This is a genomic window from Stenotrophomonas sp. KH_036_B, assembly GCF_057839485.1.
On record NZ_CM174491.1, the window covers coordinates 3,856,837 to 3,875,806 of the forward strand.

17 protein-coding genes and 1 tRNA gene are annotated in these 18,970 nt (G+C 67.7%); 7 read left to right on the top strand and 11 right to left on the bottom strand.

Going from position 1 to position 18,970, the window contains the following annotated elements; translation table 11 throughout:
* Window position 1: 1 nt before the first annotated feature.
* The 3 genes from AC3ITN_RS17135 to AC3ITN_RS17145 all read right to left on the bottom strand — a co-directional run bounded on the left by AC3ITN_RS17135 (window position 2) and on the right by AC3ITN_RS17145 (window position 1,540).
* Complete coding sequence (locus AC3ITN_RS17135) at window positions 2-943, bottom strand: hypothetical protein (protein ID WP_313348011.1); 942 nt, start codon at window positions 941-943, stop codon at window positions 2-4.
* Window positions 944-1,078: 135 nt separating this feature from the next.
* Window positions 1,079-1,351 (bottom strand): putative hemolysin, encoded by a 273-nt coding sequence (locus AC3ITN_RS17140; protein WP_313348010.1) that lies wholly within the window; start codon window positions 1,349-1,351, stop codon window positions 1,079-1,081.
* A 113-nt stretch (window positions 1,352-1,464) separates the two neighbouring features.
* A tRNA-Ile gene (locus AC3ITN_RS17145) sits at window positions 1,465-1,540 on the bottom strand.
* A 298-nt stretch (window positions 1,541-1,838) separates the two neighbouring features.
* Between AC3ITN_RS17145 and AC3ITN_RS17150 the strand changes: the two genes are divergently transcribed.
* Window positions 1,839-2,783 carry an LAPAL motif-containing putative phage structural protein gene (locus tag AC3ITN_RS17150; protein ID WP_489391284.1) on the top strand — a complete coding sequence of 315 codons (945 nt, stop codon included), beginning with the start codon at window positions 1,839-1,841 and terminating at the stop codon, window positions 2,781-2,783.
* A gap of 96 nt (window positions 2,784-2,879) precedes the next feature.
* Here AC3ITN_RS17150 and rpoD read toward each other — a convergent pair whose 3' ends face one another.
* Window positions 2,880-4,730, bottom strand: coding sequence for an RNA polymerase sigma factor RpoD (gene rpoD, locus AC3ITN_RS17155; RefSeq protein ID WP_313348007.1), 1,851 nt, complete (start codon window positions 4,728-4,730; stop codon window positions 2,880-2,882).
* Window positions 4,731-4,818: 88 nt separating this feature from the next.
* Window positions 4,819-5,259, bottom strand: coding sequence for a D-aminoacyl-tRNA deacylase (gene dtd, locus AC3ITN_RS17160; protein ID WP_489391285.1), 441 nt, complete (start codon window positions 5,257-5,259; stop codon window positions 4,819-4,821).
* 117 nt (window positions 5,260-5,376) lie between these two features.
* Here dtd and AC3ITN_RS17165 point away from each other — a divergent pair, with 117 nt between their 5' ends.
* From AC3ITN_RS17165 to AC3ITN_RS17180, 4 genes are all read left to right on the top strand, one after another.
* Window positions 5,377-6,294: a lauroyl acyltransferase gene (locus AC3ITN_RS17165; RefSeq protein ID WP_313348005.1), complete on the top strand. Its 918-nt coding sequence runs from the start codon at window positions 5,377-5,379 to the stop codon at window positions 6,292-6,294.
* 81 nt (window positions 6,295-6,375) lie between these two features.
* Window positions 6,376-7,512, top strand: coding sequence for a GTP cyclohydrolase II RibA (gene ribA / locus AC3ITN_RS17170; protein ID WP_489391286.1), 1,137 nt, complete (start codon window positions 6,376-6,378; stop codon window positions 7,510-7,512).
* 61 nt (window positions 7,513-7,573) lie between these two features.
* Entirely contained in the window at window positions 7,574-8,134 is a 561-nt protein-coding gene (locus AC3ITN_RS17175) for a PH domain-containing protein (protein ID WP_313348003.1), read from the top strand.
* Window positions 8,131-9,651: a PH domain-containing protein gene (locus tag AC3ITN_RS17180; protein WP_489391287.1), complete on the top strand. Its 1,521-nt coding sequence runs from the start codon at window positions 8,131-8,133 to the stop codon at window positions 9,649-9,651. The genes AC3ITN_RS17175 and AC3ITN_RS17180 overlap by 4 nt, the downstream gene beginning before the upstream one ends.
* A 102-nt stretch (window positions 9,652-9,753) precedes the next feature.
* Here the strand turns inward: AC3ITN_RS17180 and AC3ITN_RS17185 are convergent, their stop codons facing one another.
* Window positions 9,754-10,812: a CDP-glycerol glycerophosphotransferase family protein gene (locus AC3ITN_RS17185; RefSeq protein ID WP_489392960.1), complete on the bottom strand. Its 1,059-nt coding sequence runs from the start codon at window positions 10,810-10,812 to the stop codon at window positions 9,754-9,756.
* Between AC3ITN_RS17185 and AC3ITN_RS17190 the strand changes: the two genes are divergently transcribed.
* Both AC3ITN_RS17190 and AC3ITN_RS17195 read left to right on the top strand, forming a co-directional pair.
* The gene (locus AC3ITN_RS17190) at window positions 10,811-11,629 is read left to right on the top strand and encodes a glycosyltransferase family 2 protein (protein ID WP_489391288.1); all 819 of its coding nucleotides are present in this window, start codon (window positions 10,811-10,813) and stop codon (window positions 11,627-11,629) included. The genes AC3ITN_RS17185 and AC3ITN_RS17190 overlap by 2 nt on opposite strands.
* Before the next feature lie 44 nt (window positions 11,630-11,673).
* The gene (locus AC3ITN_RS17195; RefSeq protein WP_489391289.1) at window positions 11,674-12,816 is read left to right on the top strand and encodes a glycosyltransferase; all 1,143 of its coding nucleotides are present in this window, start codon (window positions 11,674-11,676) and stop codon (window positions 12,814-12,816) included.
* Between the two features lie 9 nt (window positions 12,817-12,825).
* On the opposite strand, the gene AC3ITN_RS17200 is transcribed toward AC3ITN_RS17195, so the two are convergent.
* The 5 genes from AC3ITN_RS17200 to def all read right to left on the bottom strand — a co-directional run bounded on the left by AC3ITN_RS17200 (window position 12,826) and on the right by def (window position 18,916).
* Entirely contained in the window at window positions 12,826-14,118 is a 1,293-nt protein-coding gene (locus AC3ITN_RS17200; RefSeq protein ID WP_489392961.1) for an O-antigen ligase family protein, read from the bottom strand.
* A 171-nt stretch (window positions 14,119-14,289) separates the two neighbouring features.
* On the bottom strand, window positions 14,290-16,014 hold the full coding sequence (locus AC3ITN_RS17205) for an ArnT family glycosyltransferase (RefSeq protein WP_489391290.1): 1,725 nt from the start codon (window positions 16,012-16,014) through the stop codon (window positions 14,290-14,292).
* A gap of 24 nt (window positions 16,015-16,038) precedes the next feature.
* Entirely contained in the window at window positions 16,039-17,379 is a 1,341-nt protein-coding gene (gene rsmB / locus AC3ITN_RS17210) for a 16S rRNA (cytosine(967)-C(5))-methyltransferase RsmB (RefSeq protein ID WP_489391291.1), read from the bottom strand.
* A gap of 1 nt (window position 17,380) precedes the next feature.
* Window positions 17,381-18,304 carry a methionyl-tRNA formyltransferase gene (fmt, locus tag AC3ITN_RS17215; RefSeq protein ID WP_313344518.1) on the bottom strand — a complete coding sequence of 308 codons (924 nt, stop codon included), beginning with the start codon at window positions 18,302-18,304 and terminating at the stop codon, window positions 17,381-17,383.
* 99 nt (window positions 18,305-18,403) lie between these two features.
* Window positions 18,404-18,916 (bottom strand): peptide deformylase, encoded by a 513-nt coding sequence (def, locus tag AC3ITN_RS17220; protein ID WP_489391292.1) that lies wholly within the window; start codon window positions 18,914-18,916, stop codon window positions 18,404-18,406.
* Between the last annotated feature and the right edge of the window lie 54 nt (window positions 18,917-18,970).

Sequence of the window (18,970 nt, forward strand, 5' to 3'; positions counted from 1 at the left end):
TTTACGGGCTGGTGGCGGGAGGCTGCCTTTCCGCCTCGTCCCGGTTCAACTGCTCGCGCTGCGCGTTGTGCCAGGCCTCGCCCGCGGCCTGCACGCGCGCGTCTTCCTCGCGGTTGTGCCGCTCGATCTCCTTGTACTCCGCCCACACCTCGGGCGAGATCGTCTTGAGCCGGTTGTCGGGGCGCAGGCGTATCGACGCGGAGGGCGCGGCCGACACCGTGAAATTGTCCAGCAGCCACTGCTGCCGCGCTTCCGCCGACGCCTGATGCAGGTCGGGCTCGGCAAACCTGTCCATGGGCAGCAGTTCCTCCGCCAGCATTTCACCGGAGGATATCTTCGCCAGCTTCACGACGAGCCGCTCGCGTTCTTTCTGTTGCTGGTAGAGCGCAACCACATCGCCCTGGATCCAGAGCGGATACCAATACCCGGCAATCGGGTAGACATGGAAGGGCTGTTCGCGGATCAGCAGCAGATTGCTGGATTCGTCGTAGAGCGCTCGCCATCCGCGCGGGGCCTGACGCGTCGTGCAGTCGATGCTGCCCTTGTTGATCGTTTCGAGGATGGGTGTGGCGCCGGTGTCGATCAACCGCGTCGTCCAGCAGCGCCGCCCATCGCTGTTGTGCGATGCAAGCAGGATGGAGCGCGGATCCAGCACGATCGCCTCGGTATGCACGAACGGATCGCTGCCCGCGTCCGGGTCACGCAGAAGCGCGGCAAAGCCGCTGTCAGTCAACGTGTCGCCGTGCACATAGAGCGCATAGCGGGTGTAGTGGCGATATTCGCTGATGTTGATGTCCAGCGTGCTTTCGGTCACGGCCACCACCTTCAGCGCGTCCGACGAGAAGACCGTCTCACGGCTGGTGCGCCAACATCCGACAAGCAGCAACGTGGCGAACGCGAGCAGCACGGCCGAGCGGGGAACGAAACTGCGTCTGTTTCTCATGGCACTCCGTGGCGGCTGTGTGTCTTACCTTCTCTGCTCAGATCGCGAGTGAGGACGCAGTCGATTGATCCGTTCCGCGACAACCACGAATGTCTGAGCTCCGCAACTTCAGCGCCGCGTATTGTGCGCCACCCGCTAGGTCGATGTCTTTGGCGTGTCCCGGCGGAACAGTTCCCACTCATCGATCCTGTCACCGTTCGGCAGGTGGCAGATGCCGCGCTCGCCACCGCTTGCGTCCTTCTCGATATGGACCTTGCCACCGCGCTTCACACAGTACTCGGACGCTGGATTGGCCATGCCGGTGCGAACTCCGTTCTCGCTGGTTTCCTGGCTCTGCCGGGAACACCCGGCAGCTGCGGCGACTGCAAGGGAGGCAATGAGGACTGCGAGGTTGGTGGACAGACGCATGGCACTTTCTCCAGAACGGGCCGATTGGCTGGAGGCAGTGTGGAATCCAGGTCGTGAACACATTGTGGGACAAGGAAATTCTCAGCGAACCATGCCGTGCATTGCCGTGGATATGGTGGGCCCACCAGGATTCGAACCTGGAACCAAAGGATTATGAGTCCTCTGCTCTAACCGTTGAGCTATAGGCCCTGCGCGGTTGCACAGTGTAGTGGAGGCGCGGTTGGGCTTGCTACTGGGGCCTTGCCCTCAACCCCGAAGCCGCGCATTCCGGCGGCACGTCTGCGGTCATGGGGAGCCCACGGTACGCCGCAATCTGCCCCCTGCCCCTGGCGCCTGCGGCACGATTCGCGCGGCCGGGCAACGCTGCAGGAAACCGGCCCCACATCCCGAGGTAACCGGTAGCGGTCACAGCATGGCCTGCATCGGCGGTGATAGCCTTCCCATGCCCCGGCCAAGCGCTCACGGCACGGGAAATGACAGGGGTACCATGGACGACATGACGCAGTTCCGCATCACCTACGACGGCCCCGCCCTCGCCACGCATGAGATGGATGCCAGAGAGCTGGCTCCCGCGCTGATGGCCATGGCCGACCTTCTCGATTCAAGCGTGCGCGCACTCCATGGCGATCGCGCCAAGGCGCAGATCAACGTCAAAGGGTCCTTCAAGACCGGCAGCTTCAATGTTGACTTCACCACCGCCCTGAATTTCCTGACCGCCGCAAAAGACATGTTTTCGGGCGACGGCATGACGGCCATCGCCAACGCCACGGCGGTCCTGACCGCACTCGGCCTCACAGCCAGGGTCGGCTACACAGGCGTCGTGCAGGTCCTGAAATGGCTGCGCGGCCGCAGGATAACGAACGTTCAAATGAATGATGATGGGCACGTCACCCTCTTCACTGATGAAGATGCCCTGGAGGTGGAACTGCATGTACTGGTTCTACTGCGCGACCTTCCCGTGCGCCAGGCATTTGACCGGGTTCTTGCCCCCTTGGATCGCGACGGAATTGACACCTTTGCCGCCGGTGACCCGTCGTCATTCGCCGTGGTCATCAACGACGTCGAGCGTCATCTCTTTTCCGCCCCTGCCGGTCAAGACGAGCTGATCCTTGAAGATACGAGGAAGATGGCATTTTCCATCGTCTCCCTCGCATTCAAGGAAGAAAACAAGTGGAGGCTGTCTGACGGGAATTCGACCATCAACGCCAAGATCTCCGATGCCGCGTTTCTTTCAGGGGTGAACAACAACGAAACCTCGTTTACGAAGGGAGACGTTCTGATCTGCGAGATAAAGATCACTCAATGGCAGACGGTGTCGGGTGCGAAGACCGACTATGAAGTGACCAAGGTGATCGAGCATCGCCATGCAGCCACCCAGATTTCGTTTCCTGGCATGCGGGTCCCGCCGGGCCCGGCTGGAACCAGCCCGTAGCGCACCTGAGGCATGGGCACATGACGTTCGCCTCGACGGCGCCATAAAAAAACCCCGCCGAAGCGGGGTTTTTTCATCAACGCACCACCCTGGAAATCAATCGATGTCCAGGAAGCTGCGCAGCTGCTCGGAGCGGCTCGGGTGACGCAGCTTGCGCAGCGCCTTGGCTTCGATCTGGCGGATGCGCTCGCGGGTGACGTCGAACTGCTTGCCGACTTCCTCGAGGGTGTGGTCGGTGTTCATGTCGATGCCGAAGCGCATGCGCAGCACCTTGGCTTCCCTCGGGGTGAGGCCGGCCAGCACGTCACGCACGGTTTCAGACAGATTGATGTTGGTGGTGTTCTCGATCGGGGACTCCACATTGGTGTCCTCGATGAAGTCGCCCAGATGGGAATCCTCGTCGTCGCCGATCGGGGTTTCCATCGAGATCGGCTCCTTGGCGATCTTCATCACCTTGCGGATCTTGTCTTCCGGCATGTCCATTTCCTTGGCCAGCTCCTCCGGCGTGGCCTCGCGGCCGTACTGCTGGAGCATCTGGCGGGAAATGCGGTTCAACTTGTTGATCGTTTCGATCATGTGCACCGGGATACGGATGGTGCGCGCCTGGTCGGCGATCGAACGGGTGATGGCCTGGCGGATCCACCAGGTCGCATACGTGGAGAACTTGTAGCCGCGACGGTATTCGAACTTGTCCACGGCCTTCATCAGGCCGATGTTGCCTTCCTGGATCAGGTCGAGGAACTGCAGGCCGCGGTTGGTGTACTTCTTGGCGATGGAGATCACCAGGCGCAGGTTGGCCTCGACCATTTCCTTCTTGGCCTTGCGCGCCTTGGCTTCGCCGTAGGCCATGGCCCGGCTGATTTCCTTCAGCTCTTCCAGCTCCAGCGAGGTGTGCTTCTCGATGTCGATGGTGGACTGCTGTTCGGCAATGATCTGGTCCTTGACGTCACGCAGGGCCGAGGACCACTTCTGCTTGCGCTTCAGTGCGTCTTCCACCCATTCCAGGTTGGTCTGGTTGCCTTCCCAGGAACGGATGAAGTCCTTGCGCGGCATGCGGGCCGTGACGGTGGCCAGGTTCAGCACGCGGCGTTCGTGGCCCTTGATGTCGGCCATGACGTCGCGCAGCTGCTTGACCAGCACGTCGGTCAGCGGCAACGGCAGCTTCAGGGTGACGAACACGGCGGCCATGTCGTCGCGCAGCTTGGTCAGCGGCTTGCGGTCGGCCTTGGTGGACGCCTTCTTGAAGGCCGCGTAAGCATCGGCCAGGGCCTGCATGCGACGGGCGACTTCTTCCGGATCCGGACCGGTCGGGCCGGCCTCTTCTTCGACGTCGTCGCCGGCGTCTTCTTCGTCGTCGGCTTCTTCGTCAGCATCGTCGCTGGTGTCTTCGGCCACGGCCGGCGCCGGAACCTCTTCGACCAGGTCGTTGAAGCCGACGATCACTTCGGCCAGGCGCTTCTTGCCTTCCTTGTGGGCTTCGTAATCGGACAGCAGCGATTCGACCGACACCGGGAAGGTGCCGAGTGCGGCCTGGACCTGGCCCAGACCTTCTTCGATACGCTTGGCGATGGCGATTTCGCCTTCGCGGGTCAGCAGTTCGACGGTACCCATTTCGCGCATGTACATGCGCACCGGGTCGGTGGTGCGACCACCTTCGGTGTCGAGTGCGCTCAGTGCGGCGGCAGCTTCTTCGGCCGCGGTGTCATCGACCTCGCGGTTACCGGTGTTGCCGTCGTTGAGCAGCAGGGTTTCGGCATCGGGCGCCACTTCATGGACATCGATGCCCATGCCGTTGATCATGCCGATGATGTCTTCGATCTGCTCCGGGTCGACAATATCGTCGGGCAGGTGGTCATTGACTTCGGCGTAGGTCAGGTAGCCCTGTTCCAGGCCCTTGCTGATCAGAAGCTTGATGTCGTTTTGCTGGGCAGGACGTTCGTTGGCCATGTAGTGCTCGCGCCACCGGCAGGGAGAGGAATAGAACCTAGCATTATACCAGCCCAGCGCCCTTCCGGCCCGGGCGGTGGTCCCGGGGTCAGGGTCTGAGCAGGAAGGTCACCGGACCGTCATTGACCAGGCTGACTACCATATGGGCGCCAAATCGCCCGGTTTCCACCCCCGAAGCGTGCTTTTGCCTGCAGATCTCCACCAATCGGTTGAATCCACGTTCAGCCTCGGCCGGCGGGGCCGCCGTGCTGAATCCCGGGCGCATCCCGCTGGCGGTATCCGCGGCCAGCGTGAACTGGCTCACCAGCAGCAGGCCGCCGCCCGTCTCCCCCAGTGACCGGTTCATTTTTCCGGTCTCATCGGCAAACACACGGTAACCAAGCAGACGATCGGCCATCCTGCTGATCTGCGCGTCGGTGTCGCCCGGCTCCATGCCGACCAGGGCCAGCAGGCCGGGGCCGATCTGGCCCACCACGGCCTCGTCCACGCTGACGCTGGCCTGGGTGACACGCTGGATGAGGACGATCATGGTGGGGTTCCATCAAGGGGGGCGGCCTACCTTAGTGGCTGCGCGCGGGGCTGGGAAACCCTTGCCTGCCGGTCGCGGCAAACCGCCCGCCACGCGCACCGGCTAGACTTTGCCCCGATGAAACCGCAAACCACCGCCCGCCTGGCGTACCGCGCCGCTGCCCTGTTCACCCGCCTGCCCTGGTCCTGGCTGCGCGGCTTCGCCCACGCGCTGGCCTGGCTGTGGATCCGCCTGGATGCCCGCGAAAGCCGGGTCACCCGGCGCAATCTGGAGCTGGCCTACCCGGCGCTGTCGGCTGCCGAACGCGCCACCCTGCACCGGGAGGTGCTGCGTTCGACCGCGCTGCAGGCCGTGGAAACCCTGCGCCTGTGGACCCAGCCGCGCGACCGCAACCTGGCCCTGCTCACTGAGCGCCACGGCGAGGCGCTGTACGACGCCGCCCTGGCCAGCGGCAAGGGCGTGATCGTGGCCGCGCCCCACTACGGCAACTGGGAACTGCTCAACCAGTGGCTGGCCTCGCGCGGGCCGATCGCGATCGTCTACAAGGCACCCGACGAAGCCGTGGGCGATGCGTTCCTGCAACTGGTCCGGGGCGGCAGCAATGTCCAGCAGGTCCGGGCCGAGGGCCCGGCAGTGCGCCAGTTGTTCAAGGTGCTCAAGGACGGCGGGGCCACCGGGATCCTGCCGGACCAGCAGCCCAAGGCCGGCGACGGCGTGTTCGCCCCGTTTTTCGGGGTGGAGGCGCTGACCATGACCCTGGTCAACCGGCTGGCCGAGCGCACCGGTGCTACCGTGCTGTATGGCTGGTGCGAACGGACCGGCCCAGGCATGCAGTTCGCCCTGCACATCACGCCGGCCGCACCGGGCGTGGCCGATCCGGACCCGCGCACCGCGGCAGCCACGCTCAATGCCGGGATCGAGGCGATCGCCCGCCGCGATCCGGCGCAGTACCAGTGGACCTACAAGCGTTACACGCTGCGCCCGCCGCACAGCGATGAAGTGGACCCCTACGCCACCGAGGAACATCCCCACTGAGAGCCGCCGCACCGAGCGCGACGCTGTGTCGCCCCGGCCGCAATTGAATCGGCGCCATCCGACCCCACTGTGGAACCCACGATGTCCCCCACGGCCCCTGCCATGTCCCCAGTTGCTTCTTCTCCGTTCGGCGATCCGGCCGCGATCCGCTGCGAGCGCGCGGTGGCCGAACTGCGCGCCGGCCGCCCGGTGCTGATCGATGACGGCCGTGGCCAGCGCCTGGCGTTCATCGCCCTGGACAGCAGTACCCGCAGCAGCTACAGCGCCTTTGCCGAGGTCGCGGCCGGGCAGCATTACCTGTTCCTGACCGCCACCCGGGCGCGGGTGCTGGGCGTGGCCGCCGAGCATGGCGCGCGCGTGCCGCTGGCCGGGATCGACTTCGATGCCCTGCCCTCGCTGAGCTACCTGCGCGAACCCGAACCGATGCCCGCCGGGTGGACCGCCGGCCAGGCGCTGGACGACGGCGCGGTGGAGATCGCCCGCCTGGGCCTGCTGCTGCCGGCCATGGTCGGGGTGCTGCTGGCGCCGGGCGATACCCGCTTCGACAGCTGCGCGCAGGTATCGCTGTGCGACCTGGCGCAGGGCGCCGAGCAGGCCGCGCATGCCTATGAACTGGTGGCGCGCTCGCCAGTGCCGTTGCGCGAGGTCGGCATGACCGAATTCGCGGTGTTCCGCGGCGGCGTGGCACAGCGCGACCAGGTGGCGATCATCGTCGGCAACCCGGACCTGTCGGGCGTGGTACCGGTGCGCGTGCATTCCTCGTGCCTGACCGGCGACCTGTTCGGCTCGCTCAAGTGCGACTGCGGCGACCAGCTGCGGCGCGGCCTGCGCAAACTCAAGGAACTGGGCGGCGGCGTGCTGCTGTACCTGGACCAGGAAGGGCGCGGCACCGGCATCGCGGCGAAGATGCGCGCCTATGGTTACCAGCACGACGGGCTGGACACCATCGACGCGGACGCGCAGCTGGGCTTCGGCGCCGACGAACGCCGTTACGGCAGTGCCGTGGCGATGCTGCAGGGTCTGGGCGTGCAGCGTGTGCAGCTGCTGAGCAACAACCCCACCAAGGCCCAGCGCCTGCGCCATGCCGGCATCGAGGTGGTGGACTGCGTGCCGGTCACCGGCGACATCACCGCAGAGAACGAGCATTACCTGCGCACCAAGGCCGAGCGTGCCGGCCATCTGCTGGACGTGGACGCGCTGATCCAGGCCGCGCAATAGCGCGCGGCAACCTGCTACCGTCTGCGCGACGGGCGCTGCAGCGCTGACCACGACGCCCGGCATGTTTCCTCCTGCCGAGCGCCTTGCCTTGTCCGACCCTGCCTTCGTTCCGCCGCTGCCCACCCCGCCACCGCTACCACCGCTGCCGGCGCACACCGCGTGGCAGCCGTTGCCACAACGTGCGGCCACGCTGGCCGGCGTGGCTGGCGGCATCACCGGTGCACTGCTGATCGGCGGCGCACTGGGCACGTTGTGGGTGGTGTTCGAGCTGCCGATGCGCTGGGTCGGCGCGGTGGCGATGCTGCCGCTGGGCGCAGTGGTCGGCGCGTTCTTCGGCTACCGCCGCCAGCGCCGTACCTGGTGGCGGCTGGATGCGCAGGGCCTGGGCGTACGTCGCGACCTGATGTGGCAGCTGGAAACACGGGTGCCGCTGTCGCGGGTACAGCACCTGGACCTGCGCCGCGGGCCGATCGAGCGCACCGCGAAGCTGGCCACGCTGGTGGTGCACACCGCCGGCAGCCGCTTCAGCGCGGTGTCGCTGAGCGGGCTGGACCAGGCCGACGCCGAACGCCTGCGCGATACCCTGGGCCACCAGCTGGACCAGGACGACGACGCGCTGTGAGTACCCCGCCGCCGCTCGACGCCGCGCCCGACCAACGGCTGCATCCGTGGTCGTGGTTGTTCGTGATGCTGATGCAGCTGCGCCAGTTCCTGCTGCCGCTGGTGGCGCTGCTGGTATTTGGCGGCCGTGGCGACCGTGACGAGATGTGGTCCTACCTGACCGCGCTGATCGTGATCGCGGTGCTGGTGGCGGCCTCGATCCTGCAATACCTGACCTTCCACTACCGCATCGGCCGCGATGCGATCAGTGTGCGCAGCGGGGTGATATCGCGTAACCGACGCGAGATTCCCTTCGCGCGCATCCACAACGTGGTGGTGCACCAGAACCCACTGCACCGCCTGTTCGGGGTCGCCGAGCTGCGCCTGGAGTCGGCCGGCGGCCACCGCCCCGAAGCGGAAATGCGCGTGCTCCGGCTCGACCAGGCACTGGCACTGGAGCAGCTGGTGCGCCAGCGCGGGCAGCAGGCACTGCCCGTGGAGACTGTCGATGCACCGGCCCCGGCGGCACCCGCCGACGAGGTGCTGCTGCAGCTGCGCACCACCGACGTGATACGCATCGGGTTGCTCTCCAACCGCGGCTGGGTGGTGGTGCTGGCGCTGTTTGGTGCCTCATACCAGCTGTTCCCGCGCGGGGTGGTCGACAACGCCATTGAGTACGGCGGTCGCCAGGCGATGGGCTACGCCAGCCATCTGCACCCGGCCACCTGGGTGTGGGTAGTGGTCGCGCTGGTGATGATGCTGGGGTTCTGGGGGATGCTGCGGGTCCTGTCGGTGGTGCTGGCACTGCTGCGCTACCACGGCTTCCGCCTTACCGAACACGAGCGCCGCCTCACCGTTGCCAGCGGTCTGTTCACGCGCATGCGCACCAGCGTGGCGCGCCGCCGCATCCAGGCCTGGACGCTGCGCGAAACCGCGCTGCAGCGCTGGTTCAAACGCCGCCACCTGCGCATCGACATTGCCGCCGGCGTGGCCGCCGATGGCGAGCGCCGGGACCTGCGCGAACTGGCGCCGCTGGCCACACCCGAGGCCTGCGATGCCCTGGTGCAGCACCTGCTGCCCAAGCTGCAGTGGCCGCCTGCGCACTGGCGCGCCGTGCCACAGCGCGGCTGGTGGCGGCTGTGCCTGCCCGCGCTGCTGATCGTGCCGCTGTTGGCGGCCGGTGCCGTCTGGGAAGTCGGGCCCTGGGGCGCGCTGCTGCTGGCGTGGTTGCCATGGTCGGCGTTCCGCGCCCACCGGCAGATGGCGCGCATGGGCTACCACCTCGACGCACGCTACGTGGCGGTGCGCGGCGGCTGGTGGCAGCGCTGGTGGCGCTTTGCCGAACTGGACAAGCTGCAGTCGCTGCGGTTGAGCCGCTCGCCGCTGGACCGCTGGCTGGGTACCAGCAGCGTGTGGCTGGATACGGCGGGGGCCGGTGGCAGCATCGCGCTGTGCCTGCGGTATCTGCCGGAGGCCGAGGCGCGCGCGGTGTTTGAACAGCTCAACGATGCATTCGTGAAGCGTCGCCCGGATCGGTGATCCCGCGCAGGCACGCATGGCGGGTTACGTGCGCAGGATCATGGCGTTGACACGCATGGCGTGTCACTACGATCCTTGGTCGCTTGGTCCCGCCCTTGGTCGCTATCGCTTCGCGGGGCCCCAATAGCCCAGCTCCTTGCGGATCTGCAGACCGCGCGTCCACGCGCCGAACGGCTTGCGCTTCAGCGTGCCCAGTTCCCCCGCGAGGAAATCCTCGGTGGCGGCGATGACGCGCTCGCTGGAACGCCCATCGCGCCACGGATGGATATCGTCGGCATAGCGGCGGATCTCCGCCATCAAGGCCGGTTCCGGGTCCAGCGCGCGCGCCAGCATCGCCGGCAATTGGGCCGCATCGTCGAAGTCGATCATGTGCGGCTGCGGTACGCGGTTGCGGAAGGTCACCACCGGTTTGTGCTGCACCACGAACTCGGACACGATCGAGGACGTATCCGAAACCAGCACGTCGGCGGCTCGCTGCGCGGCCATCACCTGCTCCGGTTCGATGAAGGCGGCATTCGCACCGGCCAGCGCGCGGTATCGCTCGAACAGCTCCGGCGCGCACTTGGGGTGCAGGGTGAGCAGCCAGTAGCGCTCGCCGCGGGCGATGTCGGCGGCGATGTGTTCGTACAGGTGCGGAGCCGCGCTCAAACGTTCGGTGAAGGTGGAGCCGAACAGGATCACCGGGCGCCCCTGCGCGGGTGCCCGCAAGGCCGCGCTGGCACCACCGTCGTCGCGGAACAGCGGGTCCAGCTTGGGCCAGCCGGTCTCGGCCACGGCGAAGTGCCCTTCGCGCGCGGCCAGCTCGCGGAACGGGGTGGTGGTCGCCGGCCCCTGCGTGCAATACAGGTCGAACAGCCCGCGCACGCGGAAATGGCCGCGCGCGCTGTCGCGCTTCTGCACGTTGAAACCATGGAAGACCTGGACCTTGGCCCCGGCGATGAACGGCGGCACCCAGTTGGCGGCGCTGAACACCGCGCGCGGCTGCAGCGCCAAGGCCTCCTTCAGGCCCACGTTGGGCACCCCCGGCAGGCTGCCACCGGCCGCCCCATCGGCGAACCAGGCCGAGACCGATTGACCGGACGCGTGCAACGCCTGGGCCAACGGGGCGAGAATAGGCAGCGCATAGCGCTCCGTCGCAAACAGCAGGTACTCGGCCATCATGTCCTCCACGACCGCTCCCGTTGAACGGCCTCGCATCTCGGCCTGCATTATCGCGTTCAATGAAGCCGACCGCATCGGCGATTGCCTGGCCTCGCTGGCCTTCTGCGACGAGGTGATCGTCGTGGACTCGTATTCGACAGACGCGACGGTGGCCATCGCGACCGCCGCAGGCGCCCGGGTGCTGCAGCGGCCGTTCGATGGCTTCCGCAGCCAGAAGGCGTTCTGCGTGGCACAGGCCACGCACGACTGGGTGCTGTGCCTGGACGCGGACGAGCGCGTTGGACCGGCGCTGCGCGAGGCGATCCTGGCCGCCCAGGCGAGCGGCTTCGCCGGCCATCACGGCTACCGCTTCGCCCGCCTCTCCGAATACTTCGGCAAGTTCCTTCGCCATGGCAACGCCTACCCGGACCGGGTGCTGCGCCTGTTCGACCGCCGCCACGGCGGCTGGCGCGGCACGCGCGAGATCCACGAGGCGGCCAGCGTTGACGGCCAGGTCGGCACGCTGCGGGGCGATCTGGTCCATTACCCCTACCGGTCGCTGGAACAGCAGCTGGCCAAGACCCAGCGCTATGCGCGGATGATGGCCGAGCACGAGTTCGCGCGCGGCAAGCGCGCCACCCTGGCCAAGCTGGTACTGGCACCGGCGTGGCGGTTCTGGCGTGGGCTGCTGCTGCGCGGCGGTTTCCGCGATGGCTGGCATGGGCTGGTGTATGCCTACGTGCGCGCCAACTACGTGCGGCAGAAGACCATCATGTTGTGGATGCTGCAGCACGGGCAGCCGGTGAGCGACCCGTTGCGCCCTGGCGACACCGCCTGAACATGGGTGTGGCAGACTTCGTCGGCGTTTTACCGAAGGCCCCCATGAAGATTCTTTACACCAACTTCCACGCCGGCGACGGCGGTGGGCATACCACCTACCTGGCCTCGCTGGCCCGTGCGCTGTCGCCGCGCCACCAGCTGTTCATGGCCGCCCCCGCCGACAGCCGCGTGCTGCGCGTGATACGCCAGGAAGGCATCGCCGAGCCGGTCGAGATCGCCTTCAGCAGCGGCCTGGCCACACTGGGTCGCCAGTGGTCGGACCTGCGCACGCTGCGTGGCCTGATCCAGCGCCATGGCATCGACATCGTGCACGCCAATGGCGCCCGCGACCACCGCGTGGCCATGGAAGCGGTGGCCGGCCTGGCCCGCCGGCCCAAGCTGGTGTTCACCAAGCACAACAGCAAATCCAGCAACACGCTGGGCAACACCCTGCGCGCGCGCTGGGGTACCGACCGCGTCATCGCGGTCTCCGAGCACACCCGCCAGATGCTGCTGGACAGCCCCTACCGGCACTGCCCGATCGATGTGATCCGCAACGGCGTGGACCTGCAGCGGTTTGCGCCGGTCGATGCCGCCGACGGCGCGGCGCTGCGTGCGCGCTGGACGCTCGATCCCGATGCACTGGTGCTGGTGAGCAACGCGGGCACCGACGGCCACAAGGGCTGGATCGACCTGGCGCGCGCCATCGCCACGCTGCCTGACCCGCTGCGCGGCAAGGTGCACATGGCCGTGGCCGGTCGCGAGCCGGACCCACGCCTGGTGGCCGAAGTGGCCCAGCTGGGGCTGACGGACCAGGTGCATTTCGCCGGGTTGCTGGAGGACATCCGCCCGTTCGTGGCCAGCGGCGATGCCGGCTTCGTGCTGTCCTACGACGTGGAAACCATCTCCTTCGCCTGCCGCGAGATGATGGCCATGGGCAAGGCGGTGATGGTCAGTGACTACGCCGGCCTGCCGGAGAACATCGCGCAGGGCCGCAACGGCTGGATCGTGCCGGTGCGCAACGTGGCTGCCATTGCCGCACAGGTGGCGGCGCTTTACGAACAGCGCGCTGCGTTGCCTGGGGTTGGCCTGGCCGCGCGGGCGCATGCGGTTGAGGCGTTTGGGTTGGAGACGTTCAGTCGGTTGACCGAAGCGTGTTATGAGGCGGTGTTGCGTGGGGAGCCAGGCGGACGGTTAGCGGACTAACAGTCCGCTCTACACATTGCGTTCGGTGCGCAGCCGCAGGGGGTCGGACAGGGCCAGGAACAGGGCGATCCAGGTGGCGTAGAACGAGGCGGTGCGCATGTCGCGGAACATCATCTCGGTGATGCCGAACACCATGAAGCCCACGCAGATCATCAGCCCCGCGCCGGCGAACAGGCGCGTGGTGCGATCGGTCATGCCCAGCCGCAGGCGGCGGGCGAACAGCCAGCCCGGTGCGATGTAGAGCAGTACCAGGCCCAGCCCGCCCAGCACGCCATAGGTGGCCAGGAAGTACAGCAGGTCGTTGTGGGTCTCGCCGAAGTCGCGGGCCACGGTCGGGGTGACCTGCTTGGCCTCGGCCAGCCGGGCCAGTTCCTCACGGAAGCGGTCGCCGCCGCCCACGCCGAACACCGGCTCGCTGCGGATCATGTGCCCGGCCGCGCTCCACAGCTGCAGCCGGATGCACACCGAGGTGTCGGACAGGTGGGCGACCTGGCATTGGTCGAATTCGCTCACGCCCAGGTGGATGCGCTCACGCATCGAACCGTCGCTGGCCACGATCGCACCCGCCACACCGAGCAGCAGCACGGCAGCCAGGGCCTTGAAGCGGTTCATGCGGCGGCCCTGGACCAGCAATGCAATGAACAGGAAGAACGGGATGGCCAGCAGCCCGCCACGGGTCTGGGTGGCCAGGAACGCCCCCACGCCCGCCATGCCGGTGATCAGCTTGAGGGCAAACTCGGTGCGGTGGAAACGGGTGATGCGCACGCCCAGCAGCAGGAACGCCAGCACCGAAAACAGCAGGGTCAGGTCGCCGTAGGTGACGGCATTGAACTGGCGCGTCGCCGGTCGTGCGCCGGTGCTGAACACCAGCCAGGCCACGTTGATCACCGCATACCAGATGCCCAGCAGCAGCCCGAACACCGCATGGGACAGTATCCGGCGCGGAATGCGCAACGCCGCGGCCAGGATCAGCAGCACGGTGAGAAAGCGCACCGCCTTCTCCACTTCCGAGCCCTTCCAGATGCCATGTACGGCCAGGCTGGTGAGCACGCCCACCAGCATCACCGCCACACCCAGCCCCAGCCACCGGTACTCGCGGCGGTTGTCGCACCACGCGGTGCCCACCACCGGGCGGCGCACCCAGGCCAGCACGATGAAGCTCAGCAGCACCAGTCCGTAGTAGCCCGCGCTGCCACCGTCCATCGTCGACATCAGCAACACCGGCGACAGGCCGAGGACGACGGTGAACGCCCACGCCAGTACAGGGTTGGCGCCGGCAGGACGGGAAAGCGCGTTGTTCACGTTCAATGCGACTCGGGCGGACAGCGGGATGAAAGGAAATACACCGTCCAGCAACGATGACAGGTCGCCACGGCGCGCGCACCAACGTCGCTGCGTCGATGGATCCGGCCCGCCATCAGCGAGCGGGCGGCATTGTCGCCGATCGGTCCGTAATGATCCATGAGCCTGCGTCTATTCCTCGTCGTCTTCCTTGCCCTGCTCCCGGCGGATGCGGGCCAGCTCAAGCGCGCTGGGGCGGCACTGTCCGACGAAGGCCTGCGCCGGCACCAGCCACCAGCCGCGCCGGTTCGCCACGCCGACGCGCTCGGCGTGGTCGCGGTCCACGCACGTGAGCAGGGCCGCCTCCTGCACCAGCAGCCAGCGCTGCTGCGGTGCCTGCGCCTGCCACTCCCGACCGTCCTGCAGCTGCCGGTACCAGCGGCGCTTGAAGCCGAAGGTGCGCACCGGGCGGTCGGACATCAGCAGGTTCTGCTCCTTCCAGCCCACCAGGCCCAGCTCGGCGTCCGGGCCGATCCGCTGGCCGACCTGGTACATCAGGCCGCGGGCGGAACTGGAGTCATTGAAAAGCGGGTAGCCCACCAGGCCATAGGTCACCCACGCCAGGGCCAGGATCGACACCACCGCCAGGTGGAACCGGCGCGGGCCGCTGAACGCCAGGCTCACCACGCCCCAGCTGCCCAGTGCGATGCCCACCCAGCCCAGCGCGGTGGTCACCGACGTGTCGATGCCGCGCTGCAGGATCAGCTTTTGTTCGAAGCTGGGTTCACCCCCCAGCATCGCCACCCCCACGCCCAGCAGCGCCACGGTCAGCAGCGCGGCGAAGCCACCCAGCACCCATTGCACGTCGCGTCGGCGCAACAGGCCCGGCAGCAACGGCGCCAGCGCCAGGCAGAACATGGGCAGCGCCGGCAGGATGTACACGTCGCGCTTGCCGTGCGGGATGGAGAAGAACAGCACGATCAGCAGCCACCAGCCCAGCAGCAGCAGATAGCGCGGGTCGCGCCGCCGCAGTCGCCGCCACCAGGCCGGAATGGCCCAGGGCACCAGCAGGAACGCTGGAATCCACATCGACGGCATGGTGGCCAGGAAATACCACCAGGGCTGGTGGTGGTCCCACGACTGCGCGTAGCGCTTGGCCGTCTGCCGGAACAGGATGTCGTTCATGTAGGCGCGGTATTCGGCCATCCCACTGCTGGTGGCCGTGATCACCATCGGCACCAGCCACAGCGCCACCGCCAGCACGAACGCCAGCGGTCCCATCCAGAACCGCCAGTCGCGCAGGTGCAGGCGCACCCGCGGCCAGCCCAGCGCGGCGGCGATGACCGCCGGCACCAGCATCAGCAGCGCGATGAAGCCCACCCCCTTGGTGATGACGCCCAGCCCGGCAGCGAACCAGCCCAGCCACCACCAGCGCCACGCCGACCCGCACAGCAGGTGCCGCAGCAGGCCGTAGTTGGCCAGGGTGATGAAGAACACCACCAGCGGGTCGATCTGCGCCTTCTTCGACTGGAAGGTGAAGTGCACGGCGAACAGCAGCGCCCAGGCCGCGTACAGGCCCACCTGGCGGGTCCACAGGCGACGGCCCAGGTCGTACACGCAGGCCAGGGTACCCAGCGCGGCCAGCAGCGAGGGCAGCAGGAACGCCACCCGCCAGTCGCCCAGCACGGTGTACAGCGTGGCCTGGATCCACATCAGCATCGGCGGCTTGTCCGAATACAGCTCGGTACCGCGGTGCGGGAACAGCCAGTCCCCGCTCAACACCATCTGCTTGGCCACCAGCGCGAAGCGCGGCTCGTCGGAGGGCCACGGATCGCGCATGCCCAGGCCGGCCCCGAGTACCAGCAGGGCCATCAGGGCAAGCAACCAGAATTCTCGGGACGCGCGTGTCTTCAGCATGGGCGCGATTCTAACGGTCTGGGACTACCCCTTCTTTAGCAGACGCGCATAGAAGAAGCCGTCAGCATCGTTCTCGCCGGGCAGGCGTTGGCGGCCGGCCCACGAATCGTGGCCGAAGGCGTCACCCAATGGCAGGAACCCCGCGCCCCGCGTGCGTTGCAGGAAGGCTTCGATCTGGAACTGGTTTTCCTCGCGCAGGATCGAGCATGTCGCGTACAGCAGGGTGCCGCCGGGTGCGAGCATGCTGAAGCAGGCGTCGAGCAGGCGTGCCTGTACGGCCACCAGGGCCTCGATGTCGGTCGCCCGGCGATGCAGCAGCACGTCCGGCTGGCGGCGGATGATGCCGGTGGCCGAACAGGGGGCATCGAGCAGGATCACATCGAACGGCTGCCCATCCCACCAGCTGGCCGGATCGGTCGCATCGGCCGCGCGGACCTGCGCGTGTTCGCCCACGCCGGTACGCGCGAAGGTCTCGCTGATCCGCTTGAGTCGGCGCGGATCGATATCCAGCGCCAGCAGCTGCAGGCTGGGGTCACGTTCGAGCAGATGGGCCGCCTTGCCACCCGGTGCCGCGCAGGCGTCGAGCACGCGCGCGCCCTTGGGCACGGCCAGCGCATCGGCCACCTGCTGGGCGGACAGATCCTGCACCGACAGCGCGCCCTCGGCGAAACCGGGCAGTGACGACACCGCCACCGGTACCGGCAGGCGGATCGCATCGGCGCACAGTTCGGAGGCCTCGGCGGCAATACCGGCCGCCTCCAGCTGCGCCAGCATCGCTTCGCGGCTGGCCTGGTGGCGGTTGACCCGCAGCCACAGCGGCGCGGCCTGCAGGCTGGCGGCGAACACGCTCTCGGCCTGCTCCGGCCAGTCCTGCTCGATCATCTCGGCCAGCCACTGCGGGAACGCCTCGCGTGCCGGCAGCGGCGGAATGCCTTCGCGCTGGCAACGGCGCAGCAGCGCGTTGACCATGCCGGCCTGGCGTTCGCGACCCAGCGCGCGCGCGGCATCGACCGTGGCCGAGAGCGCGGCATGCGCCGGCAGCTCCAGCACGTCGAGCTGCGCAAACCCCACCAGCAGCAGCGCGCGCAGTTCATCCTCGCGCACGCTCAGCGGGCGCTCCATCCACTTGGCCAGTGCGGCGTCGTAGGCGGTCCGGCGGCGCAGCACGGCAAAGCACAGGGCCTCCAGCAGCGCGCGGTCCCGGCTGTCGTCCAGGGTCGGCAGGGCGGTGGCCAGTTCGGCCTTCAGCGAGCGGCCGCGGCCGATCACCTGGGCCAGCACGCGTGCGGCGAGTACCCGGGTCGGAACGCCCGGGGCCAGCGGGGCGCGGGTCGGGGCCTGTTTTTCCTGGCGCGGATGGGCCATCTCAGGCGCCCACGGTCAGGTCGCGGCGGGCATTGAGGTAGTCGGCGGCGGTGATTGCCTTGCCGCCTTCGCGCTGCAGCACGCGCAGGCGCAGCGCGCCCTGCCCGCAGGCGATGTCGATGCCCTCGCGGCCGGCGGCCAGCAGCGTGCCCGGGGCCTTGCCCTGGTTGTCGGCCAGCGCCACGGCGCCATGGATGCGCACGCGCTCCCCGGCCAGCTGGGCCTCGGCGATCGGCCACGGGTTGAAGGCGCGCACGGTGCGCTCCAGCGCCTGGGCGTCATGGCTCCAGTCCAGCCGCGCCTCGGCCTTGTCCAGCTTGTGGGCGTAGGTCACGCCCTGCTCCGGCTGTGGCTGGGCGATCGGCTTGAGGCCGGCGCGCAGCAGGCCCAGGCCGTCGGACAGGACCTGCGCCCCCAGTTCGGCCAGGCGGTCGTGCAGCGATCCGCCCAGTTCGCCGGCCTGGATCGGGGTGTGCTGGCGCAGCAGCACCGGCCCGGTGTCCAGCCCGGCCTCCATCTGCATCAGGCATACGCCGGTATCGGTATCGCCGGCCTGGATCGCGCGCTGGATCGGCGCGGCACCGCGCCAGCGCGGCAGCAGCGAGGCGTGCACGTTCCAGCAGCCGTGGGTCGGGATGGCCAGCACCGCCTTGGGCAGGATGAGCCCGTAGGCCACCACCACCATCAGGTCCGGCTGCAGGTCGCGCAGCTGCTGCTGGGCGTCAGGGGTCTTCAGCGATTCGGGCTGGAACACCGGGATGCCGCGCGCGATGGCTTCCAGCTTCACCGGCGAGGGCGCGAGCCCGCGGCCACGGCCGGCCGGACGGTCCGGCTGGGTGTACACGGCCACCACCTCATGGTGGCGCGCGGCAGCGCGCAGCGACGAGACGGCGAACTCCGGCGTACCGGCAAAGACAATCTTCATGGCGCTCCCACTTGCAGAAAGAAAAACGGCGCCGGGGGTCGGCGCCGAGCAGGCGGTCGCGGCGTGCGGCCAGGCCGCACCACCGCGCCCGCGGCCAGGTCAGGCAACGTGCTTGCGCTGCTTGGCCAGTTTCTTGCGGACCATCTCGCGCTTGAGCGGCGAGAGGTAGTCGATGAACAGCTTGCCGTCCAGGTGGTCCATCTCATGCTGGATGCATACCGCCAGCACGCCGTCGGTGGTCAGCTCCTGGGCCACGCCCTGGCGATCCAGGAAGCGCACGGTGATGCTGTTGGCGCGGGTGACGTCGGCAAAGATGCCCGGCACCGACAGGCAGCCTTCCTGGTAGACCTGGCCGCCATCGTTGGCGACGATCTCCGGGTTGATGAACACCCGCGGGGTGTCCTTCTCCTCACTGACGTCGATGACCATGAAGCGCTTGTGGACATCCACCTGCGACGCGGCCAGGCCGATGCCGGGGGCGTCGTACATGGTGTGGAACATGTTGTCGATCAGTTCCTGGAACGCCGGCGTGGTCACTTCGGCGGCGTCGATCAACGCGGCCTTGGTGCGCAGGCGCGGGTCCGGGAACTCGAGAATGGGCAGGATAGCCATGGCAAATACCGTTGGGGAGCGCCAGTAAAGCGGCGTAGGTCGCAATTCTATCGC